A 17,458-nucleotide genomic window follows, 5' to 3' on the forward strand; every position below is an offset into this window, starting at 1 on the left:
TACTGCCATGACCACGAACACGACACTCTCGACAGCGGGCGTCTCCACCGTCTACCTCCGCAACGACGTCCGCCGCGTCCTCCGCAACCGCCGCGCGATGATCTTCACCGTCGCCATGCCTGCCCTGCTCTACCTCGTCTTCGGTGCCACCCAGAAGAGCACCGACAGCGTCGGCGACGGCAACGTCGCCTTCTACGTCCTCGTCGGAATGGCGCTCTACGGAGCGGTGCTCGCGGCCGCGTCGAACGCCGCCGCCGTCTCCATCGAACAGCAGGCCGGCTGGACGCGGACGCTGATGATGACGCCGCTCCGCCCCGCCGGTTACGTCTCCACCAAGGTGGCCCTCGCCCTCACCATGAGCGCATTGCCCGTGGTCCTGCTCGCGGTGGTCGGCGTCCTGTCCGGGGGCCCGCGCCTCGGTCGGCACGTGGATCGCGTGCCTGCTCCTCGCATGGCTCGGCTCGGCGATCTTCGCGGCCCTCGGCCTCGCACTCGGCAGCGTCCTGAAGTCCGACGGCGCCATGCAGGCCCTCGGCGGCGTCCTGGCGCTGCTCGCGTTCGCAGGAAACGTGTTCGTGCCGTTGAGCGGAACCATGCTGCGAATCGCCGAGTTCACCCCGATGTTCGGCGTGGTCTCCCTGGCCCGCTACCCGCTCGACAGTGGCGTCACCGCCTACGGCACCCCGATCTCGCTGTGGGTGATCATCGCGAACACCGTCTTCTGGGCCGCCGCGTTCGCGGTTGCGGCAAGCTGGCTGTACAACCGGAGCACGCGCCGCCAGTGAGCGCGTGCCGCACAGACTCGGAGAAGACGATGAGCCCAGCGTTCGACCCCGCCTCACCGTGGCGGAGTGGACGCTGGGTCTTCGGCGCCGTCTGGCTGCTGTTCGTCGTCTACCCGGTCATCGGCATCGTCACCGCAGACGCGGGCTGGGGCGTCAAGACCGTCTCACTCGCGCTGCTGGCGGTCTTCGTCGTCGACTACGTGTGGCTGTGCGTCTACGCGATGTTCGACGAACCCGGCCGCGTCGCGGCACGCAATGTCGCGATCGCCACCCTGATCGTCATCGGGATCGTGCTGATGCCGATCCTGCACACCAGTGCCTTCGCCGTCGCGCCCTACGTGATGGCGGCGGTCGCGTTCGCCGCGCCGTGGCGCACCCGCTACTCATTGGCGGCGATTGTGGTGATCATCGCGGCGGCGATCATCGTGCCCGAGATCTTCGGCTGGGGCATCGACACCGGATTCCTCGTCGTCATGGTGGTCGTGGGGGTCATCATGGGCTTCACCCGGTTGATGCGCGACGGCGAACGCGACCGCGACCGCGCCGCGCAGCGGCAGCGAGAGCTCAACGCCCAACTCGCCGTCGTCGCCGAACGCGAGCGGGTGGCGCGCGACGTCCACGACATCCTCGGCCACTCACTCACCGTCATCACGGTGAAAACCGAACTGGCCGGCCGGCTGGTCGACCTCGACCCCGAGCGTGCGAAAGCCGAGATCGCCGAGGTCACCGCGCTGGCCCGCGATGCGCTCGCCGAGGTGCGCTCCACCGTCGGCAGCCTCCGTACCCCCGAACTGCCGAGCGTCATCGCGGCGTCGGCCAGCGCACTCGACGCCGCGGGGATCGACGCCGACCTGCCCGACCCCGCCGCCGACGCGGGTCCGAACGCCACCCTGTTCGCCTGGGTGCTGCGCGAAGCGGTCACCAACGTCGTCCGCCACAGCGGCGCCACGCGCTGCGACGTCGCACTGACGCACGACCGCATCGTCATTGCCGACGACGGCCACGGCTCGCCGCTCCTGACGTTCGGGAACGGTCTCCGCGGGCTGGCCGAACGCGTGGAGGCGGGCGGCGGGCGGCTGACCGTCGAGTCCGACGCCACCGGGACCACGGTCACCGCGACGGTGTCGGCGCGGTAGCTTCGTCAAGCGAGAGGAGACACGTGGAGACCATCAAGCTGCTGCTCGCCGACGACCAGGCGCTGGTCCGCGGCGCGCTCGCCGCACTGCTCGACCTGGAGGTAGACCTCGAGGTCGTCGCCCAGGTGGGTCGCGGCGACGAGGTGGTCGACGCCGCCCGCAGCAGTGGCGCGCAGGTCTGCCTCCTCGACATCGAGATGCCCGGCCTCGACGGCATCGCCGCGGCCGCGCTGGTGTCGCGGGAACTGCCGGGCGTGCGGTCGCTGATCGTCACCACCTTCGGCCGCCCCGGCTATCTGCGTCGCGCCGTCGACGCCGGCGCCAGTGGCTTCGTCGTCAAGGACACGCCCGCCGCGGAACTCGCCGACGCCGTCCGACGCGTCCACGCGGGGCTGCGGGTCATCGACCCGACACTCGCCACCGAGAGCCTCACCAGCGGCGACAACCCGCTCACCCCGCGCGAGAGCGAGGTCCTCACCGCAGCCCTGTCCGGCGCGACGGTCGCGACCATCGCCGGGCAGGTGCATCTGTCCGCGGGGACGGTGCGGAACCACCTGTCGTCGGCCATCGGCAAGACCGGTGCCGCCACCCGCGCCGAGGCCGCCCGCATCGCTCGGGAACGGGGCTGGATCTGAGCACACAATCCGGCAGTCGCGTCCCCGCCCTCACCGGCGTCCGCACGCTTGCCGCCCTCGCCGTGTGCCTCACGCACGCCGCGTTCTGGACCGGCCATTACACCGAGGACTACGTCGGCCGGCTGCTGTCGCGCTTCGAGATCGGCGTCGCCCTCTTCTTCGTCCTCTCCGGATACCTGCTGTTCGCGCCCTGGGTGCGGGCCCTGCACGACGCCCGCTCCGACCGTCCCGCCGCCTACCCGCCGCTGCGTCGCTACGCCTGGCATCGCGTCCGCCGCATCGTGCCCGCGTACTGGATCACGGTGATCGCGGTGTACGTGATCTATCTGTTCCGCGCCGACACCTCCGACTTCGGGCAGGGCTGGTCCGGGCTGGCCCGGAACCTGACGTTCACGCAGGTCTACGGTGTCGGGCACCTGCACACCGGGCTCACCCAGATGTGGAGCATGACCTCCGAGGTCGCGTATTACGTCGCGCTGCCCGCCGTCGCCTGGCTGATCGCCGCCGTCGCCTGCCGCGGCCTCTGGCGCCCCGACGTCCTCCTGGTCTGGCTCGGGCTGCTGCTCCTGATCTCGCCGATCTGGACGATGCTCGTGCACGGGATCGACGGTGTCGACCTCACCGCCCGCATGTGGCCGCCCGCCTTCGCGAGCTGGTTCGTCGGCGGCATGATCCTGGCGGTCCTCGCTCGACTGATCAGGCGCTGGCCCGCCGCGCCCAGCCTCGCCGTCGCGGCGGTCGCCTTCCTGGCGACCGGGGGAGCGGTGGCCGGCGAGCCGACGATCGTCCCGAACGACGCCGGCGCCGCCGTCGTCAAACACACCCTCTACCTGGTGGTCGCGATCGCCCTCGTCGCACCGCTCGCCATCGGGGACGGCGGCGTGTGGTCCCGCCTCTGCGGCAGCCGCCCGATGGTGTGGTTCGGTGAGATCTCGTACGAGTTCTTCCTGGTCCACGTCATGGTCCTGGAGTTCGTGATGCCGCTCCTCGGTTACGAGATCTTCACCGGCTCCACCCTCGCGGCGTTCGCGGTCACCACGGTGATCAGCATTCCCGTCGCGTGGGTGCTGCATCGCATCACGGCGCCGCTGTGGCGGACTTCGCCAGCGCTTTCCGTCGGAACCCGCGGGTAAGATCAAGCCATGACCTCACCGCAGCGCGCCGTCACGGCAGCCGACGTTCGGCAGTGGACGACGGATGCGCGCGTGCCGGGACAGCCGACAGAACTGTCCGACACGGCGTGCATCCTCATCGCCGCCGGTTATCTCGCACCCACCGCCCGCGCCACCGTCGTGCGCCGCATCGGGCAGGGGCTGCCGATGGCCGTCGCGCCGCAGGGCTTCAGCGAACTGCGTCGCGTGCAGCGCGGCATCCTGCACGCCGAGCGCAAGCTGTCGTCCACGATGGTCCCCGGGTTCGTGGTACCGATCATCCGGTCGCGGCTCAACGGGCTCACCCGCCGCCGCGACGACGCGCACCGCGCGGTCGTCACCGGCAAGGGCGTCTACCCGTCCGGCATGCGCGCCATCCGCCGCGAGCGTCGCGAGAACGTCTACTTCGACATCGACGAACGCGAGCAGCTGTTCGCCGGACTCCTGTGCACGCCGGTCGCGAACCTGTCGACGTCGGGCGCCCGCTGGGGCGGCACCGACGCCTTCGACAAGGTGGCGGGCGTCGTCGACAAGGTGGCCGGGCGCGCAAGCCGCCGCCAGGTGGAGCACTGGGCCGACGAGGTCTTCGGCACGGCTCCCACGGTCCAGGACAGCTCCCGCGGCGCGGTCTTCGCCGACGGCTACGAGACTCTGCTGTTCGTCGCGGGCCACTACTACCAGCGGATCCGTACCAATCCCGCGTGGCTGTCGGACCACTTCGAGATGCAGCGCGTGCAGGTGAACCTGCACGCCGAGCTCGCCGAGATCGCATCCGACATCGTCGCGCTCCGCGCCCTCCGCGTCGATCTCGATCGGGCCCGCGCCAACGGCGGCTTCGACAAGAGCTTCCTCACCCATATCAACGAGCGCGAAGAGGCGCTGCGACCGGTGTGGAGCGAGCTGATCGACCGCGTGCACGCTCTCATCGAGATCAGCGCGACCGTCGAGTCCGCCGCCGTCGAACTGCGACTGCTCAATGAGTTCGACCGTGCCACCACCATCGACGCCCGCATCGACCACCTGTTGTCGCGGTCGGGCGACCGCGAGCTGTCGGCCGATCATTCGCGCAGGCTGTCGCAGCAGGTGCGCAGCGGCGAGGAACAGCTCCGGATCTACCGTGACGTGCTGCAGGGCAACATCGCGCAGCTCGGCGGTGCGCCGCTGGAACTGCCGGAGAAGTACCAGCCGTAGCTGATTCGACCGCGGTCAGAGCCGCCGGGCGCCCGGTCCCTCCTTGCCGAGGACGTCGCCCGGGTTGGTGTACGGGCACGCAGTGAGGGACAGGCAGCCGCAGCCGATGCAGTTCGAGAGGTTGTCGCGCAGTGCCACCAGACGGTCGATGCGCTCGTTGAGGTCCTCCCGCCAGTCACGCGCCAGACGCGCCCAGTCGTGCTTGTCCGGAGGGTTGTCGTGCGGGAGGTCGTCGAGCGCCGCCTTGATCTGCGCCAGGGAGATGCCGAGCGACTGCGATGCGCGGATGAACGCGATCAGCCGCAGGGTGTCGCGTCGGTACTCGCGGCGGTCGCCCGACGTGCGACGGCTCTGGATCAGCCCGATCTTCTCGTAGTAGTGCAGGGTCGACACCGCGACGCCCGCCCGTCGTGCCACGTCGCGGGGCTTCAGCCACACGATGTCTGCGGGGATCTCGGTCGTGTTGTCCGTCATCCGGCGTCACCCTCTCGACTCCATTCCCGCAGGTACCCCTTCTCTCCGTCGGTCAGGCGGCGCAGGGTGTGGTTCTCGATGTCGACGACGGCCATCTGCGTGCTCGCGACACACGCCGGCCGGGAGTCCTCGGCGGCGGTCGTGCCGTAGATCTCGTAGCCGATCGTGAAGTCGACCGACCGGAAGCCCTTGATCCACATGCCGATGCGGACCGGGGAGTCCTCGTGCCGCAGTTGCGCCTGGTAGCGGATCTCCACGTGGACGATCATCGCGCTCTTGATCAGCGGCGCGTACTCCTCGCCCGCACTCAGCAGCCACTGGATGCGCGCCTCCTCCATCAGCGTCACCATCCGGGCGTGGTTGATGTGACCGAAGGCGTCCATGTCCGACCACCGCACCGGCACGTCGGCGACGAAGGCGTAGTGGCGACCGGAGGGCGAATCGGGTGTCGTAGGCATGTCGTGAGTGTAGGACTCGCCCGGTTGCCCATCGTGGACCTGAGTTTTCAGGAGTTTTCCGGAGGACGCCGGATCTGTGACGTCCTCTTAACGCACTACACAGGTTCAGGGTCTATCCTTGTCGCCCATGTGGTCTGAACGGGTTACACGCCGGGCGGCGTGCATGGGGTCTCTGGTCGCTGCTGCAGGTCTGCTGATCACGATGGGGAATGCACCGGCGCAAGCCGCGCCGGGTGCCCACGTCGTGGCGGAGAAGGTCCGCAGCATCCACCGCGTCGACCTCACGATCAAGTCGCCCTCGATGGACGAACCGGTTCCCGTCACCGTCCTCTCGCCGGGCGGCAGCGCGCCGCGCCCCACCGTCTACCTGCTCGACGGCGCCGACGGCGGCGAGAAGGTCAGCGACTGGATCACCAAGGGCGGTGCCGAGCGCTTCTTCGCCGGCCGCAACGTCAACGTCGTCCTCCCCGCGGGCGGCGCAGGCAGCTTCTACACGAACTGGATCGCGACCGACGCCAAGCTCGGCAAGCCGCAGTGGGAGACCTTCCTCGCCGATGAACTCCCGAAGCTGATCGACGCCAAGTTCTCCGGCTCCGGCAGCAACGCGGTGATGGGACTGTCGATGGGCGGCCAGTCGGCGTTCGCGTTGGCGACCCGACACCCCAAGCTCTACCGCGGCGTCGCGTCGATGAGCGGCTGCCCGATGATCTCCGGTCAGGCCAATGAGGCGTACGTGCGGGCCACCGTCGCCAAGTCGGGCGCCGACCCCAACAAGATGTGGGGTGCGCCCGGTTCGGCGAACTGGCGGGCACACGACCCGTCGAAGAACCTGAAGGCACTGCGCGGCAAGGCGCTGTTCATCTCGTCCGGCACCGGGGCCATCGGCCCGCAGGACCTGACGCAGAAGCGCGATCCCAAGGATGGTCCGGAAGATGTGCAGATCGCTGCCGGCTCGGGCCTGGAGATGGGCGCCAACCGCTGCTCGCTCGAGTTCGCGACGCTGCTGCGGTCGCGCGACATTCCGTTCACCAGCGGCTTCCGGCTGATCGGCACGCACTCGTGGACGTACTGGAAGCAGGATCTGCCCAAGGCGTGGGAGGCCTTGAAGCCCGCCCTGTAGACCATCGGAAGATTTCGGCGCCCGAATCCATCTGTGAAGTGGATTCGGGCGCCGAAAAACTCTTGTGAGTCAGCGCCGCGTCGCCCACTCCTCGGCGAACGCCAGGAAGGGGTCGTTCTCGCTCGGGTTCGTGACCGTGACGCGGACGCCGTCGCCCGCGAACGGTCGGACGATCACCCCGGCGTCGGCGCAGGCGGTGGCGAACGGGATCGAGTCGTCGCCGAGCATCAGCCAGACGAAGTTGGCCTGGGAGTCGGGCACGCGGTAGCCGAGTTCGCGCAGCCGGGCGGTGACCCGTTCGCGTTCGGCGACCACGGCGTCGGTGCGGGCCAGCAGCTCGGCCTGGGCGCGCAGGGATGCGACGGCCGCGGCCTGCCCCACGCTGCTGACGGTGAACGGGATGTGGACCTTGTTCAGTGCTGCGATGACCTCGGGATCGCCGACGGCGTAACCGACCCGCAGTCCGGCCAGTCCGTAGGCCTTCGAGAACGTCCGCAGGATCACCACGTTCGAGAACTCGCGGCGCAGCTCCAACGCGTCGTAGGCGTAGGGCTCCGACAGTCGCATGTACTCGAAGTAGGCCTCGTCGAGCGCGACGATGATGTCCGAGGGCACGGTCTCCAGGAAGGCGCGCAGCGCCTGCGCCTCCACCACGGTGCCGGTGGGGTTGTTCGGGTTGCAGACGAAGATCAAGCGCGTGCGATCGGTGATCGCTGCGGCCATGGCGTCGAGGTCGTGCACGGCGTCGCCGGTCAGCGGAACCTGCACCGGCGTCGCACCGGCCACCTGAGTCGCGACCGGATACATCTCGAACGACCGCCAGCCGAACAGCACCTCGTCGCCCGGGCGGGTGGTGATGGTGATGAGGTTCTGGCAGAGGATCACCGACCCGCAGCCCACCTGGACCTCGGCGGGTGTCACGCCGAGGCTCTTCGCGAGCTCGTCGGTCAGTTCCACCATCCCGTTGTCCGGGTAGCGATTGGCGTTCGCGGCGGCGTCGGCGATCGCGCTCGCCACGCTCGGCAGCGGGGGATCGGTCACCTCGTTGCTGGCGAGCTTGATCGCACCCGGGAAGGTCTTGCCGGGAACGTACACGGGCAGGGTGTCCAAGTCTGGGCGGATTCGCATGCTCACCCCTACGAATGTACGTCTGACCTGCGGTGCATGGGGCAACCGGCCACTGATTTGCATACTTCTGTTCACCCTGTGTAATGTTTTGCCCCGGCGGTTCGAAAAGGACTCCACCAGGGAGACGTGCCAGAGCGGCCGAATGGGACTCACTGCTAATGAGTTGTTCTATGAAAATGGAACCGGAGGTTCAAATCCTCTCGTCTCCGCCGACTGGGTCACGTGCCCGGTATAACTGAAGATGTGCGGATCGCAAGATCCACTACGCGCCCGTAGCTCAACGGATAGAGCATCTGACTACGGATCAGAAGGTTAGGGGTTCGAATCCCTTCGGGCGCACAAGAAGACGCAGGTCAGAACATGTTTCTGGCCTGCGTTTCTCGTTCGGCCCGTGTCTCTCGTCGGGGGTGCCGGCTTGGCACCGTCGTGTGATCTCAGACTCGTCTCCACTGTCGCGTGTCGGGATCCCGACGCCACTCCTGCCAGTCGCCCGCGGTCGTCACAGCGTCGTCGGTCAGCCAGGCGGTGCCGTCCGGTCGCCAGCCGGCGATCATCGTGTGGACGTCGTCATCGACCGCGATCGCTCGCGTCGCCGACGTCAGGTATCCCGCGACGCTGAGGTGGATGCCGTCGTACTTCGCCGCGACCGACTCCCAGTTCGGCATCACCCACCTCGTCTCCATCCCCGTCACACGCCGCCAGTCGGGCCCGACGGTGTGCGTGATCTCGAACGGGTGATCCCGACAGAGCCGAGCCCAGTCGGTCGGCGCATGGACTTCGAGGACGCGTGCATCGCTCGCGACCCGGATCGCGCAAGTCCAGATGGACTCCCACCCGCCGGAGTCCTCGACGAGGTCGAGTCGAAGCCCGAGATCGTCCCCGCTCCGGATGGTGTCGGTGGCGAGCCAGGGGGTCGACCACCAGATCCCTGAGACGTTGCTCGTGTCCCGGTCCCTTCGGCCGCTCGCGATCTCGTTCGTGCGGGCACGCGCGGCCAGGTCGGCGAGCGGCCGGACCGGTCCGTTGTACGAATCAGGACAGGAGGCAGAGACCTCGACCTGGTCGTCGGCGGCGTAGTCGGTGAACCACCACGCCGTCGACGTCGAGGCGACGATCGACTCCGCGAACGGGCGCAGTGCGTCCGTCAGATCACCGGCGGCCAACATCTGCGCGGTGCCGTCGCCGACCTGCCAGTACTGGGCGGAGCAGACGGAGTAGTCGAAGGCGCTGAGCACTGATTCGGGCCGCGCCGCCGGAACCGGAGTGCTGCGCAGCTGGGCGGCGGTCTGCAGTGAGCGCGACCCGGCGTCGACGGCGAACTCGAACACCAGCCGCCGCCCGCGCGGACCGTCGAGCAGTTGATCGGCGGTCATCGGAGGCATGGTGTCAGTCAATCACCTCTGGCCGAGCACTCGGCATCAACGACGGTGTGCCGCTACGCGCATCACCGTGGCGGCCGCCAGCATCACCGCGACCATCACCAGCCACGGCGCGGCGCGGCCGAGCGGGGAGTCGGGGGCGGCGTCGACCACGATGCCCAGCAGCGACGACGCCGGCAGGACCATCACGCCGCCGACGGAGGCGTAGACCCCGTAGTACGAGCCGAGGAAGCGCTCGCGGGCCAGCCCGGGAATCGCGGCGCGTGCGGTCGGTCCGATGATCATCTGTCCCACCGCGAGAAGCAGGACGAAGCCGGTGGTGCCCGCGATGACGGCGGCGGTGCCGATCGCCGCGCCCGCCGCTGCTGCGGCGAAACCCAGCCCGGTGAGGACCAGCCCGGAGGCGAGCGCCGTCCGCACCGAGAGCCCGCCGGCCCAGTCCGCGATCCGCAACTGCCCGAGAACGATCGCGGCCGACGACGCCGCCATCAGCACACCGAGCGGAGCCTGACTGCCCCAGCCACGCTCCAACTCCAGCGGCAGCAGCAGATACAGCTGGTTGTAGGCGATGAGCTGCACACTCATCACCAGCGCGAAGCCGAGGAAGGCGCGGTTGCGGACGATCTCCGACCATCCGGCGACGAGCCGTTGTTCACGATGCTCGGGAGGGTCCGCGGGGAGCCACCGTGCGTGCGCGAGGCCGACGAGGTCGAAGACGGCGGCACCGGTCACCGCGACGACCGCGAAGTTCGTCCCCAGCAGGACGGCGCCGATCAGCGGGCCGGTGAACGCGCCGATCTGACCGAACGCGTTGAACAGGGCGAAGCCGTCGAGCCGACTGGTTCCGCCGCCAGGGGCGGCGGTGCTGCGGGCGAGCGCCGCCTCGACGGCGGGCGAGAACAGGGCGCCGGCGAAACCGGTCAACGCCGCGCCCACGGAGACACCGACGATCGACGGGGACAGTCCCAGCATGAGCAGCCCGGCGACGCGGACGGCGCAACCGGTGAGGACGGTGGGCCGGGTGCCGATCCGGTCGGCGATCGCGCCGCCGACGAAGAACAGGCCCTGCTGCGACACCGTCCGCAGGCCGAGGACGGCTCCGACGACCGCCGTCGCCTGCCCGAGGTCGGAGCTCAGGTGCACCGACAGGTACGGCAGCACCATGAAGAAGCCGACGTTGAACGCCAACTGCGTCAGCACCAGCAGTCGGACGACCGGCGTCGCCTCGAGGAAGCTGGACAGCAGTCGGGGCCGTCGGAACGCCACGATCAGTCCGCGTCGATCGGGAGAAACCGAATCGTGAGGCCGTCGTCGCCGCGCACCTCGGCGCGCACCCGGTAGACGTCCGCGATCAGCTCCGGCGTCAGCACCTCGCGCGGAGTGCCCGCGGCGACCAGGCGACCCTGACGCATCACCATCACCCGGTCGCAGAACATCGCCGCCAGGTTCAGGTCGTGGATCGCGACGATCGACGTGATCGGGAGCCGGGTCACCAGCGTCATCAACTCCAACTGGTGATGGGTGTCGAGATGGTTGGTCGGCTCGTCGAGCAGCAGCTCGCGCGGCTCCTGGGCCAATGCGCGGGCGATCTGGACGCGCTGTCGTTCACCGCCGGACAGCTGGTGCCACAGCCGGTCGGTCTTGTCGGTGAGCCCGGTGTGTTCGAGAGCGGCGGCGACGGCGCGGTCGTCGGCGGTGCGGTCGCCGCCGAACGCACCGCGATGCGGGATGCGGCCCAGACGGACCACCTCCGCGACGCTGACGTCGACGTCGGTGTCGGCGTGCTGCGACACGACCGCGACGGCGCGGGCGATGTCGCGGCGTCGAAGGGTGGAGAGGTCCTGGCCGTCGAGGCCGACGTCGCCCGACGTCGGTTTCGCGAACCCGGCCAGCAGTCGGATGAGCGACGACTTCCCCGACCCGTTCGGGCCCAGCAACCCGATGGTCTCGCCCTGTACGGGATGGACGCTCACCCCGTCGACGACCAGGTTGCCGCTCCGGTTCCAGGTGACGCGATCGGCGTGGAGGGTCATGCGCGGCTCCTCCTCGAGAACATGATCGCGATGAACGCGGGCACGCCGATGAGCGCGGTGCCGACGCCCAACGGGAGCGGGGTGGGATGGAAGGCCACGCGGGAGAGGGCGTCGACCCACACCAGGAAGATCGCGCCGAGCAGGGCGCTGACCGGCACCAGCCGGCCGTGCCCCGGGCCGACGAGGAAGCGGGCGGCGTGCGGCAGGACCAGACCCACGAAGCCGACGGCGCCTGCGACGCTGACGAGCGCTGCGGTCAGGAGCGCGGTCAGGACCAGCATGGCCGCCCGGACACGGGCCACCGGGATGCCGAGCGACGCGGCCACCTCGTCGCCGAAGGTGAAGGCGTCGAGCGCGTGGGCCGCGGCCCAGCAGCCGGCGAGACCGATGACGGCGACCACCGCGGTCAGCCGCGCGTCGTCCCACCGGACGCCTTCGAGGGAGCCGAGGAGCCAGAACATGACGCCGCGGGTCTCGTCGGAGTCGGCGAACGCGAAGATGACGAATGAGGTGAGCGCCGAGAACAGCTGGGTCATCGCGACGCCGGCGAGGATCACCCGATCGGTGCTGCCGCCCGCGACCTTCGCGAGGAACAGGACCGCGCCGAACGCGACCAGCGCGCCGATGAAGGCACCGCCCGAGAGCCCGATGGCGGCGCTGCCGAGGCCGAGGATGCCGACGATCACGGCGCCGGTCGACGCGCCCGAGGAGATGCCGAGGAGGAACGGATCGGCGAGCGGATTACGCAGCAGCGACTGCAGGATCACGCCGCACACCGCGAGCCCGCCGCCGACGGCCGCGGCGACCACCGACCGCGGCATCCGGTCCTCCCAGACGATCACCTCCTTGTACGGGAAGACGGTGATGTCGGTCAGGTGCAGATGATTGGTGAGGATGTCGCGGACGTTGACCAGCGAGATGCCCTCGCTGCCGAGCGCGGTCGCGGCCAGGATCGACACCAGCAGGCCGATCAGGCCCGCGACCAGCAACGACGCGGTCCGGCCCCGCGACGATGCCGCGGGGCCGGACCGGGAGAGTGTCGCCGTCACGCCGGATTATTGGCGAGCCAGTCGGCGAGCTTCTCGATGCCGCCGACCGTGCGGATCGACGGGTTCATCTCGGCGCCGTGCAGAGCCACGTACTGCTGCTTCTGCACCGCGGGCATCACCTTGGTGACCGGGTCGTTCGCGAGGAACGCCTTCTTGTCGGCGAGCTTGTCGCCGGGGAAGCGGTTGCGGGCGAGGTCGCCGAGGACCAGGACCTGCGGGTTCCGCTGGACGACGGCGCTCCACGTGGTGGCGGGCCAGTCGTCGGCGACGTCGGAGAAGACGTTCTTCGTGCCGACTGTCGTGGCGATCAACTGGGCCGACGCGAGGCCGCCCGCGAAGTACGGGGTCTTGGTGTCGGCGAACCAGAACGCGATGGTGCGGCCGTCCTTCTTGACCTCGGCGGTGGCGGCTGCGGTGCGGGACTTCAGGTCGTCGACCAGCTTCTGGCCGCGCTCGGGGACGTCGAAGATCTTCGCGAGCTCGGTGATCTCCTGGTACAGCGAGTCGATGGTCAGCGGGCGGGTGCGGGTGCCGCCGCCGTTGATCGAGCGGCCGTCCTCACAGTCGGTGGGCGAGAGGAAGCTCTCCACGCCGGTCTCGGTGAGACGGTCGCGGGTCGCGACACCGCCCTCCTTCTTGAAGTGGCGACCGAACGACGCGGTCACGAAATCCGGGTTGGTGCCCATCACGACCTCGTAGGTCGGCGCGTTGTCGGCCAGGCGCTTCACGGTCGCGTTGGCCTCGGCGAGGTTCTCGCGGATCGGGTCGGTCCACGACGCGGTGCCCACGATGCGATCGGCCAGTCCCAGCGACAGGAGGATCTCGGTGGAGCCCTGGTCCAGGGAGACCACGCGCTTCGGCGCCTGGGTGAAGGTCTGCGACGTGCCGCAGTTCTCGACGGTCAGCGGATACGACGTGGTGCCCTCACCGGCGGCGACGGCGGTGGCGTCGTCGACCTTCTCGGACTCGCTGCACGCGGCGAGTCCGCTGACGGCCAACAGTGCGACGACGACCGATCCGGCCAGACGTGTGCGCAGTGACATGGGGTTCCTGACTCTTCACAGTCGAATGCGGACGCCGGTCGGGCATCCGCATTCAGCTAAGGCTTACCTTTTCGAGTGAATGGGAAACGGAGTGACCTGCACCTTGCGAATCGGACTCTCCGACGTTCGTCACTCTCGGGCGATGCGCCGCAGCACCTGCACAGCGCGGTGCACGAGCGGCGACGCGGGCGTGGCGATCCACGCCGCGGCCAACTCGATCGACGTCTCCGGTTCCAGGGGAACGTAACTGACGCCGGCGATGGCGAGCGCCTCGGTCGGTTCCGGGACCACGGCCACGCCGAGACCTGCGGCGACCAGCGTGACGAGGGTCGAGGTCTCGGCCACCTCGTGACGGATCCGCGGAACGTAGCCCGCGTCCGCGCACATCTCGACGATCAGCCCGTTCAGCATCGACGTGCCGTGTCCGGCGTGGACGATGAAGTCGTCGTCGCTCAGCGCGGCGAGGTCGACGACGGCTCGGTCGGCGAACGGATGACTGTCGGGGACCAGTGCGATCAGCCGGTCGCTGCGCACCGGTTCGACCACCACGCGCGGATCGGTGATCGGCGGACGCAGGAGCGCGAGGTCGATGGCGCCGGCGTCGAGCGCGGCCAGCTGGGCGGGCACCAGCATCTCGCCGCGCACGCTGAAGTCGACGCCGGGGAGTTCGTCGCGGAGGGCGCGGATGAGGCGCGGGAAGATGGAGTAGGTGGCCGAGCCGACGCAGCCGATCGACAGGGACCCCGCGGCACCGTCGGCCACCCGCTGCGCCTGGTGTCCTGCGGCGTCGACGGCGTCGAGGATCTCCCGGACCCGGTCCAGGTAGACGGCGCCCGCGGCGGTCAACTCCACTTGGCGGGTGGTGCGGGTGAACAGGTCGAAGCCGAGCTCGTGCTCCAACTGTTTGATCTGCGCCGACAGCGGGGGCTGCGCCATCTGCAGGCGTTCGGCGGCACGTCGGAAGTGCAGTTCCTCGGCGACGACGCGAAAATACCGGAGGTGTCGGAGTTCCACCATTGATACTTTACCGATGTCAGTCCTGGTGAAATGTGTACTTCACCGTATGGATTTCGGTTCCTACTGTTGAAACCATGGCATCTTCCGCAGGACTCTCCGGCTCCGACATCGTGATCTGCTCACCCCTCCGCACGCCGGTTGGGCGCATGGGAGGCGCGCTGAAGAATCTGACGGTGAACCGCCTGGCCACCGACCTGCTCTGCGAACTCGCGTCGCGGACGGGGCTCGGCGAGAACGACATCGACGACGTCATCCTGGGGCAGGGCTACCCGAACGGCGAGTCGCCAGCGCTCGGGCGGATCGCGGCCCTCGACGCCGGGCTCGGGGTCGGCGTCCCCGGCACCCAGATCGACCGCCGCTGCGGCTCCGGGCTGCAGGCCGTCCTCTCCGGCGCCGCCCACATCGCCAGCGGCGGCGCGGATCTGGTGGTCGCGGGCGGCGCCGAGTCGATGTCCAACGTGGAGCACTACGTCCTCGGCATCCGCAGCGGAACCGGCCAGGGCGGCGTCGAACTCCGCGACCGCCTCGACCGCGGCCGCCTCACCGCCGGCGGCGACTCGCATCCGGTGCCCGGCGGCATGATCGAGACCGCCGAGAACCTCCGTGCCAAGTACGGGCTCACCCGCGAGGCCCAGGACGCGCTGTCCGCGGAGTCGCACCGCCGCGCTCTCGATGCCATCGCGACCGGCCGCTTCGCCGACGAGATCGTCCCCGTCACCGCCCCCGGCGGACGCAAGCAGCCCGACGTCGTCGTCGACACCGACGAGCACCCCCGCCCCGGCACCACCGTCGAGTCGCTGGGCCGTCTGCGTCCGGTCCGGCAGAGGATCGACCCGGCGTCCACCGTCACCGCGGGCAACGCCTCCGGTCAGAACGACGGCGCCGCGATGATGGTCGTCACCACCCTCGCCGACGCAGAGCGTCGCGGACTGGATCCGATGCTCGCGCTGCGCTCGTGGGCAGTCGCGGGCTGCGAGCCGTCGGAGATGGGTCTCGGCCCGGTTGGCGCCACCGCCAAGGCGCTCGGCCGCGCCGGCCTCACCCTCGACGACCTCGACCTGATCGAACTCAACGAGGCCTTCGCCGCACAGGTCCTCGCCGTCCTCGCCGAATGGGGGATCGGCGCGGACGACCCGCGGCTGAACCCCAACGGCTCCGGCATCTCGCTCGGCCACCCGATCGGCGCCACCGGTGCCCGGCTGGTCGTCACCGCCGCGCACGAGGCGCGCCGCCGGCAGGCGAAGAACGTCCTCGTCACCATGTGCATCGGCGGAGGCCAGGGCCTCGCCGGCGTCTTCGAGTCCGTCCGATGAGCGCCGTCGACGTCCACGCGATCGTCACCGGCGACCCGCAGAACCCCGCGGTGGTCCTCTCGAACTCGCTGGGCTCCACACACCGGATGTGGGACGCGCAGGCCGACGCGCTCGCCGAACACTTCCTCGTCGTCCGCTACGACACCCGCGGCCACGGCGGCAGCCCGGTCCCGGACGGGCCGTACACGATCGACGACCTCGCCGACGACGTCGTCGCACTCCTCGACGGACTCGGCATCGAACGTGCCCATTTCGTCGGGCTGTCCCTCGGCGGCATGACCGGCATGCGACTCGCGGTCCGTGATCCGGGCCGGGTGAACCGGCTGGCGTTGCTGTGCACCGGCGCCGTGCTGGGCAATGCCGCGTCGTACGCCGACCGCGCGGCAGCGGTCCGGCAGACCGGTGTCGGACCGATCGCGGAGGCTGTCGTCGGCCGCTGGTTCGCTCCCGGCTACCTGGAGACGAATCCGGATCGCAAGGCGTACTACGAGGCGATGGTCGCCGCGACGCCCGCCGAGGGATACGCCGGATGCTGCGAGGCCATCGCCACCATGGACCAGGTCGCCGACCTACCGTCCATCACGGCTCCGGCCCTCGCGATCGCCGGTGCCGACGACACCGCGACCGGACCGGAGGTCCTGCGGGTGATCGCCGAGAACGTCGCCGACGGTCGGCTGCTCGTGGTTCCCGACGCCGCCCACCTCGCGCCGGCGCAGCAACCGCAGATCGTGACCCCGGCCCTCCTCGAGCACCTGCTCGGGTAGCGGACGTCCCGGCCGCGGTGCGCGGCACGCGCCGATTCTGGCACCATCGAACCCGAGGCAATCGTTCGGAGGGAAACAGTGGTGGACCGGTCAACGCAGCAGGTGCCGGGATACCGGCCGCCGCTCGCCGTCGGCCAGGTGTACCCGCCCCTGGGCTACAGCGATGCCGGCGCGCCCCTGTTCACCTACGACGACCGCGAGCGCGTCCTCGCCGGACCTCCGCCGGTCGTCGAACCGCCGCCCCCGCCCGCTCCGCCTCCGCCCGCACCCGAGCCGGACGGTCGATGGAACCTGGCGATCGGCCTCGCCGCGACGGTCGTGCTGGTGCTGATCGTCGCCGTCGGCTTCAAATGGCTCGGCGGCGGCACCGACGACGCGCCGACGAACCGCGCGGATCCGCCCGCCACCCAGTCCACCGACGACCCCTACCTCAAGGAGTTGCCGAAGCAACCGCAGTCGTCGGTCCCGCGCGACCCGGAAGCCGACGATCAGCCGGGCCGATCCGGCACCGCGACCGTCGTCTACGAAGTGGAGTCCGGCCCCGCGACCATCCTGTACTTCGCGGGCGACCGCGTGCAGATCGCACGCAACGAGTCCGGCACCTGGAAGCAGACGATTCGCGGCAGCCAGAGCAAACTGCTGCGCGTCAGCGTGATCCTCTCCAGCGACGAACCCGCGACCTGCACCATCACCGTCGACGGGAAGACGGTCGTCACGCAGTCCACGGGTGCCTCGTCGACCACCGGCATGCTCACCTGTCAGTTCCGCGGCTGATCCGCGGG

At 69.7% G+C, this 17,458-nt stretch carries 17 protein-coding genes, 2 tRNA genes and 1 pseudogene; 11 read left to right on the plus strand and 9 right to left on the minus strand.

The window, feature by feature from the left end; all coding sequences use genetic code 11:
- The first annotated feature begins 7 nt into the window (after positions 1-7).
- From ACH46_RS01475 to ACH46_RS01495, 5 genes and pseudogenes are all read left to right on the plus strand, one after another.
- Positions 8-785 (plus strand): annotated as a pseudogene (locus tag ACH46_RS01475) (ABC transporter permease).
- 29 nt (positions 786-814) lie between these two features.
- Entirely contained in the window at positions 815-1,921 is a 1,107-nt protein-coding gene (locus tag ACH46_RS01480) for a sensor histidine kinase (protein WP_062394823.1), read from the plus strand.
- 23 nt (positions 1,922-1,944) lie between these two features.
- Positions 1,945-2,556 (plus strand): response regulator transcription factor, encoded by a 612-nt coding sequence (locus ACH46_RS01485; protein ID WP_062391376.1) that lies wholly within the window; start codon positions 1,945-1,947, stop codon positions 2,554-2,556.
- Entirely contained in the window at positions 2,553-3,689 is a 1,137-nt protein-coding gene (locus ACH46_RS01490) for an acyltransferase family protein (protein WP_062391377.1), read from the plus strand. The genes ACH46_RS01485 and ACH46_RS01490 overlap by 4 nt, the downstream gene beginning before the upstream one ends.
- Positions 3,690-3,698: 9 nt before the next feature.
- A complete protein-coding gene (locus ACH46_RS01495; protein ID WP_062391378.1) occupies positions 3,699-4,898 on the plus strand; it encodes a hypothetical protein in 1,200 nt (399 codons plus the stop codon).
- Between the two features lie 15 nt (positions 4,899-4,913).
- Here the strand turns inward: ACH46_RS01495 and soxR are convergent, their stop codons facing one another.
- Together soxR and ACH46_RS01505 are read right to left on the minus strand one after the other, a co-directional pair.
- Positions 4,914-5,372 carry a redox-sensitive transcriptional activator SoxR gene (soxR, locus tag ACH46_RS01500; protein ID WP_062391379.1) on the minus strand — a complete coding sequence of 153 codons (459 nt, stop codon included), beginning with the start codon at positions 5,370-5,372 and terminating at the stop codon, positions 4,914-4,916.
- On the minus strand, positions 5,369-5,830 hold the full coding sequence (locus tag ACH46_RS01505; RefSeq protein ID WP_062391380.1) for an acyl-CoA thioesterase: 462 nt from the start codon (positions 5,828-5,830) through the stop codon (positions 5,369-5,371). The genes soxR and ACH46_RS01505 overlap by 4 nt, the downstream gene beginning before the upstream one ends.
- A 163-nt stretch (positions 5,831-5,993) precedes the next feature.
- Here ACH46_RS01505 and ACH46_RS01510 point away from each other — a divergent pair, with 163 nt between their 5' ends.
- Positions 5,994-6,950, plus strand: coding sequence for an alpha/beta hydrolase (locus tag ACH46_RS01510; protein WP_226995722.1), 957 nt, complete (start codon positions 5,994-5,996; stop codon positions 6,948-6,950).
- A 69-nt stretch (positions 6,951-7,019) separates the two neighbouring features.
- On the opposite strand, the gene hisC is transcribed toward ACH46_RS01510, so the two are convergent.
- On the minus strand, positions 7,020-8,084 hold the full coding sequence (gene hisC, locus ACH46_RS01515; RefSeq protein WP_062391382.1) for a histidinol-phosphate transaminase: 1,065 nt from the start codon (positions 8,082-8,084) through the stop codon (positions 7,020-7,022).
- A 114-nt stretch (positions 8,085-8,198) separates the two neighbouring features.
- Between hisC and ACH46_RS01520 the strand changes: the two genes are divergently transcribed.
- Positions 8,199-8,287: transfer RNA gene (locus ACH46_RS01520), tRNA-Ser, on the plus strand.
- 57 nt (positions 8,288-8,344) lie between these two features.
- Positions 8,345-8,417, plus strand: a tRNA-Arg gene (locus tag ACH46_RS01525).
- 95 nt (positions 8,418-8,512) lie between these two features.
- Here the strand turns inward: ACH46_RS01525 and ACH46_RS01530 are convergent.
- The 6 genes from ACH46_RS01530 to ACH46_RS01555 all read right to left on the minus strand — a co-directional run bounded on the left by ACH46_RS01530 (position 8,513) and on the right by ACH46_RS01555 (position 14,596).
- Complete coding sequence (locus ACH46_RS01530) at positions 8,513-9,451, minus strand: hypothetical protein (protein WP_062391383.1); 939 nt, start codon at positions 9,449-9,451, stop codon at positions 8,513-8,515.
- Positions 9,452-9,496: 45 nt separating this feature from the next.
- Positions 9,497-10,723, minus strand: a complete 1,227-nt coding sequence (locus tag ACH46_RS01535) for an MFS transporter (RefSeq protein ID WP_226995723.1) — start codon at positions 10,721-10,723, stop codon at positions 9,497-9,499.
- 2 nt (positions 10,724-10,725) lie between these two features.
- Positions 10,726-11,490, minus strand: a complete 765-nt coding sequence (locus tag ACH46_RS01540; protein ID WP_062391384.1) for an ABC transporter ATP-binding protein — start codon at positions 11,488-11,490, stop codon at positions 10,726-10,728.
- Complete coding sequence (locus ACH46_RS01545; protein WP_062391385.1) at positions 11,487-12,539, minus strand: FecCD family ABC transporter permease; 1,053 nt, start codon at positions 12,537-12,539, stop codon at positions 11,487-11,489. The genes ACH46_RS01540 and ACH46_RS01545 overlap by 4 nt, the downstream gene beginning before the upstream one ends.
- Entirely contained in the window at positions 12,536-13,582 is a 1,047-nt protein-coding gene (locus tag ACH46_RS01550; protein WP_062391386.1) for an ABC transporter substrate-binding protein, read from the minus strand. Before ACH46_RS01550 ends, ACH46_RS01545 begins: the two co-directional genes overlap by 4 nt.
- 129 nt (positions 13,583-13,711) lie before the next feature.
- Positions 13,712-14,596 carry a LysR substrate-binding domain-containing protein gene (locus tag ACH46_RS01555; protein WP_062394826.1) on the minus strand — a complete coding sequence of 295 codons (885 nt, stop codon included), beginning with the start codon at positions 14,594-14,596 and terminating at the stop codon, positions 13,712-13,714.
- A gap of 77 nt (positions 14,597-14,673) precedes the next feature.
- Between ACH46_RS01555 and ACH46_RS01560 the strand changes: the two genes are divergently transcribed.
- The 3 genes from ACH46_RS01560 (at position 14,674) to ACH46_RS01570 (ending at position 17,450) form a co-directional block, all read left to right on the plus strand.
- Entirely contained in the window at positions 14,674-15,912 is a 1,239-nt protein-coding gene (locus ACH46_RS01560; protein ID WP_062391387.1) for an acetyl-CoA C-acetyltransferase, read from the plus strand.
- Complete coding sequence (pcaD, locus tag ACH46_RS01565; RefSeq protein ID WP_062391388.1) at positions 15,909-16,676, plus strand: 3-oxoadipate enol-lactonase; 768 nt, start codon at positions 15,909-15,911, stop codon at positions 16,674-16,676. Before ACH46_RS01560 ends, pcaD begins: the two co-directional genes overlap by 4 nt.
- Before the next feature lie 81 nt (positions 16,677-16,757).
- Entirely contained in the window at positions 16,758-17,450 is a 693-nt protein-coding gene (locus ACH46_RS01570; protein WP_062391389.1) for a hypothetical protein, read from the plus strand.
- Positions 17,451-17,458: the final 8 nt, after the last annotated feature.

The organism is Gordonia phthalatica (assembly GCF_001305675.1).
GTDB classification, from domain to species: Bacteria; Actinomycetota; Actinomycetes; order Mycobacteriales; family Mycobacteriaceae; genus Gordonia; species Gordonia phthalatica.

Excerpts from the sequence above, each read along its gene's own strand:
- ACH46_RS01480 (WP_062394823.1), top strand. The coding sequence starts at position 815 with ATGAGCCCAGCGTTCGACCCCGCCTCACCGTGGCGGAGTGGACGCTGG.
- ACH46_RS01495 (WP_062391378.1), top strand. The coding sequence starts at position 3,699 with ATGACCTCACCGCAGCGCGCCGTCACGGCAGCCGACGTTCGGCAGTGG.
- soxR (WP_062391379.1), bottom strand. The coding sequence starts at position 5,372 with ATGACGGACAACACGACCGAGATCCCCGCAGACATCGTGTGGCTGAAG.
- ACH46_RS01505 (WP_062391380.1), bottom strand. The coding sequence starts at position 5,830 with ATGCCTACGACACCCGATTCGCCCTCCGGTCGCCACTACGCCTTCGTC.
- ACH46_RS01510 (WP_226995722.1), top strand. The coding sequence starts at position 5,994 with ATGGGGTCTCTGGTCGCTGCTGCAGGTCTGCTGATCACGATGGGGAAT.
- ACH46_RS01530 (WP_062391383.1), bottom strand. The coding sequence starts at position 9,451 with ATGACCGCCGATCAACTGCTCGACGGTCCGCGCGGGCGGCGGCTGGTG.
- ACH46_RS01540 (WP_062391384.1), bottom strand. The coding sequence starts at position 11,490 with ATGACCCTCCACGCCGATCGCGTCACCTGGAACCGGAGCGGCAACCTG.
- ACH46_RS01550 (WP_062391386.1), bottom strand. The coding sequence starts at position 13,582 with ATGTCACTGCGCACACGTCTGGCCGGATCGGTCGTCGTCGCACTGTTG.
- ACH46_RS01560 (WP_062391387.1), top strand. The coding sequence starts at position 14,674 with ATGGCATCTTCCGCAGGACTCTCCGGCTCCGACATCGTGATCTGCTCA.
- pcaD (WP_062391388.1), top strand. The coding sequence starts at position 15,909 with ATGAGCGCCGTCGACGTCCACGCGATCGTCACCGGCGACCCGCAGAAC.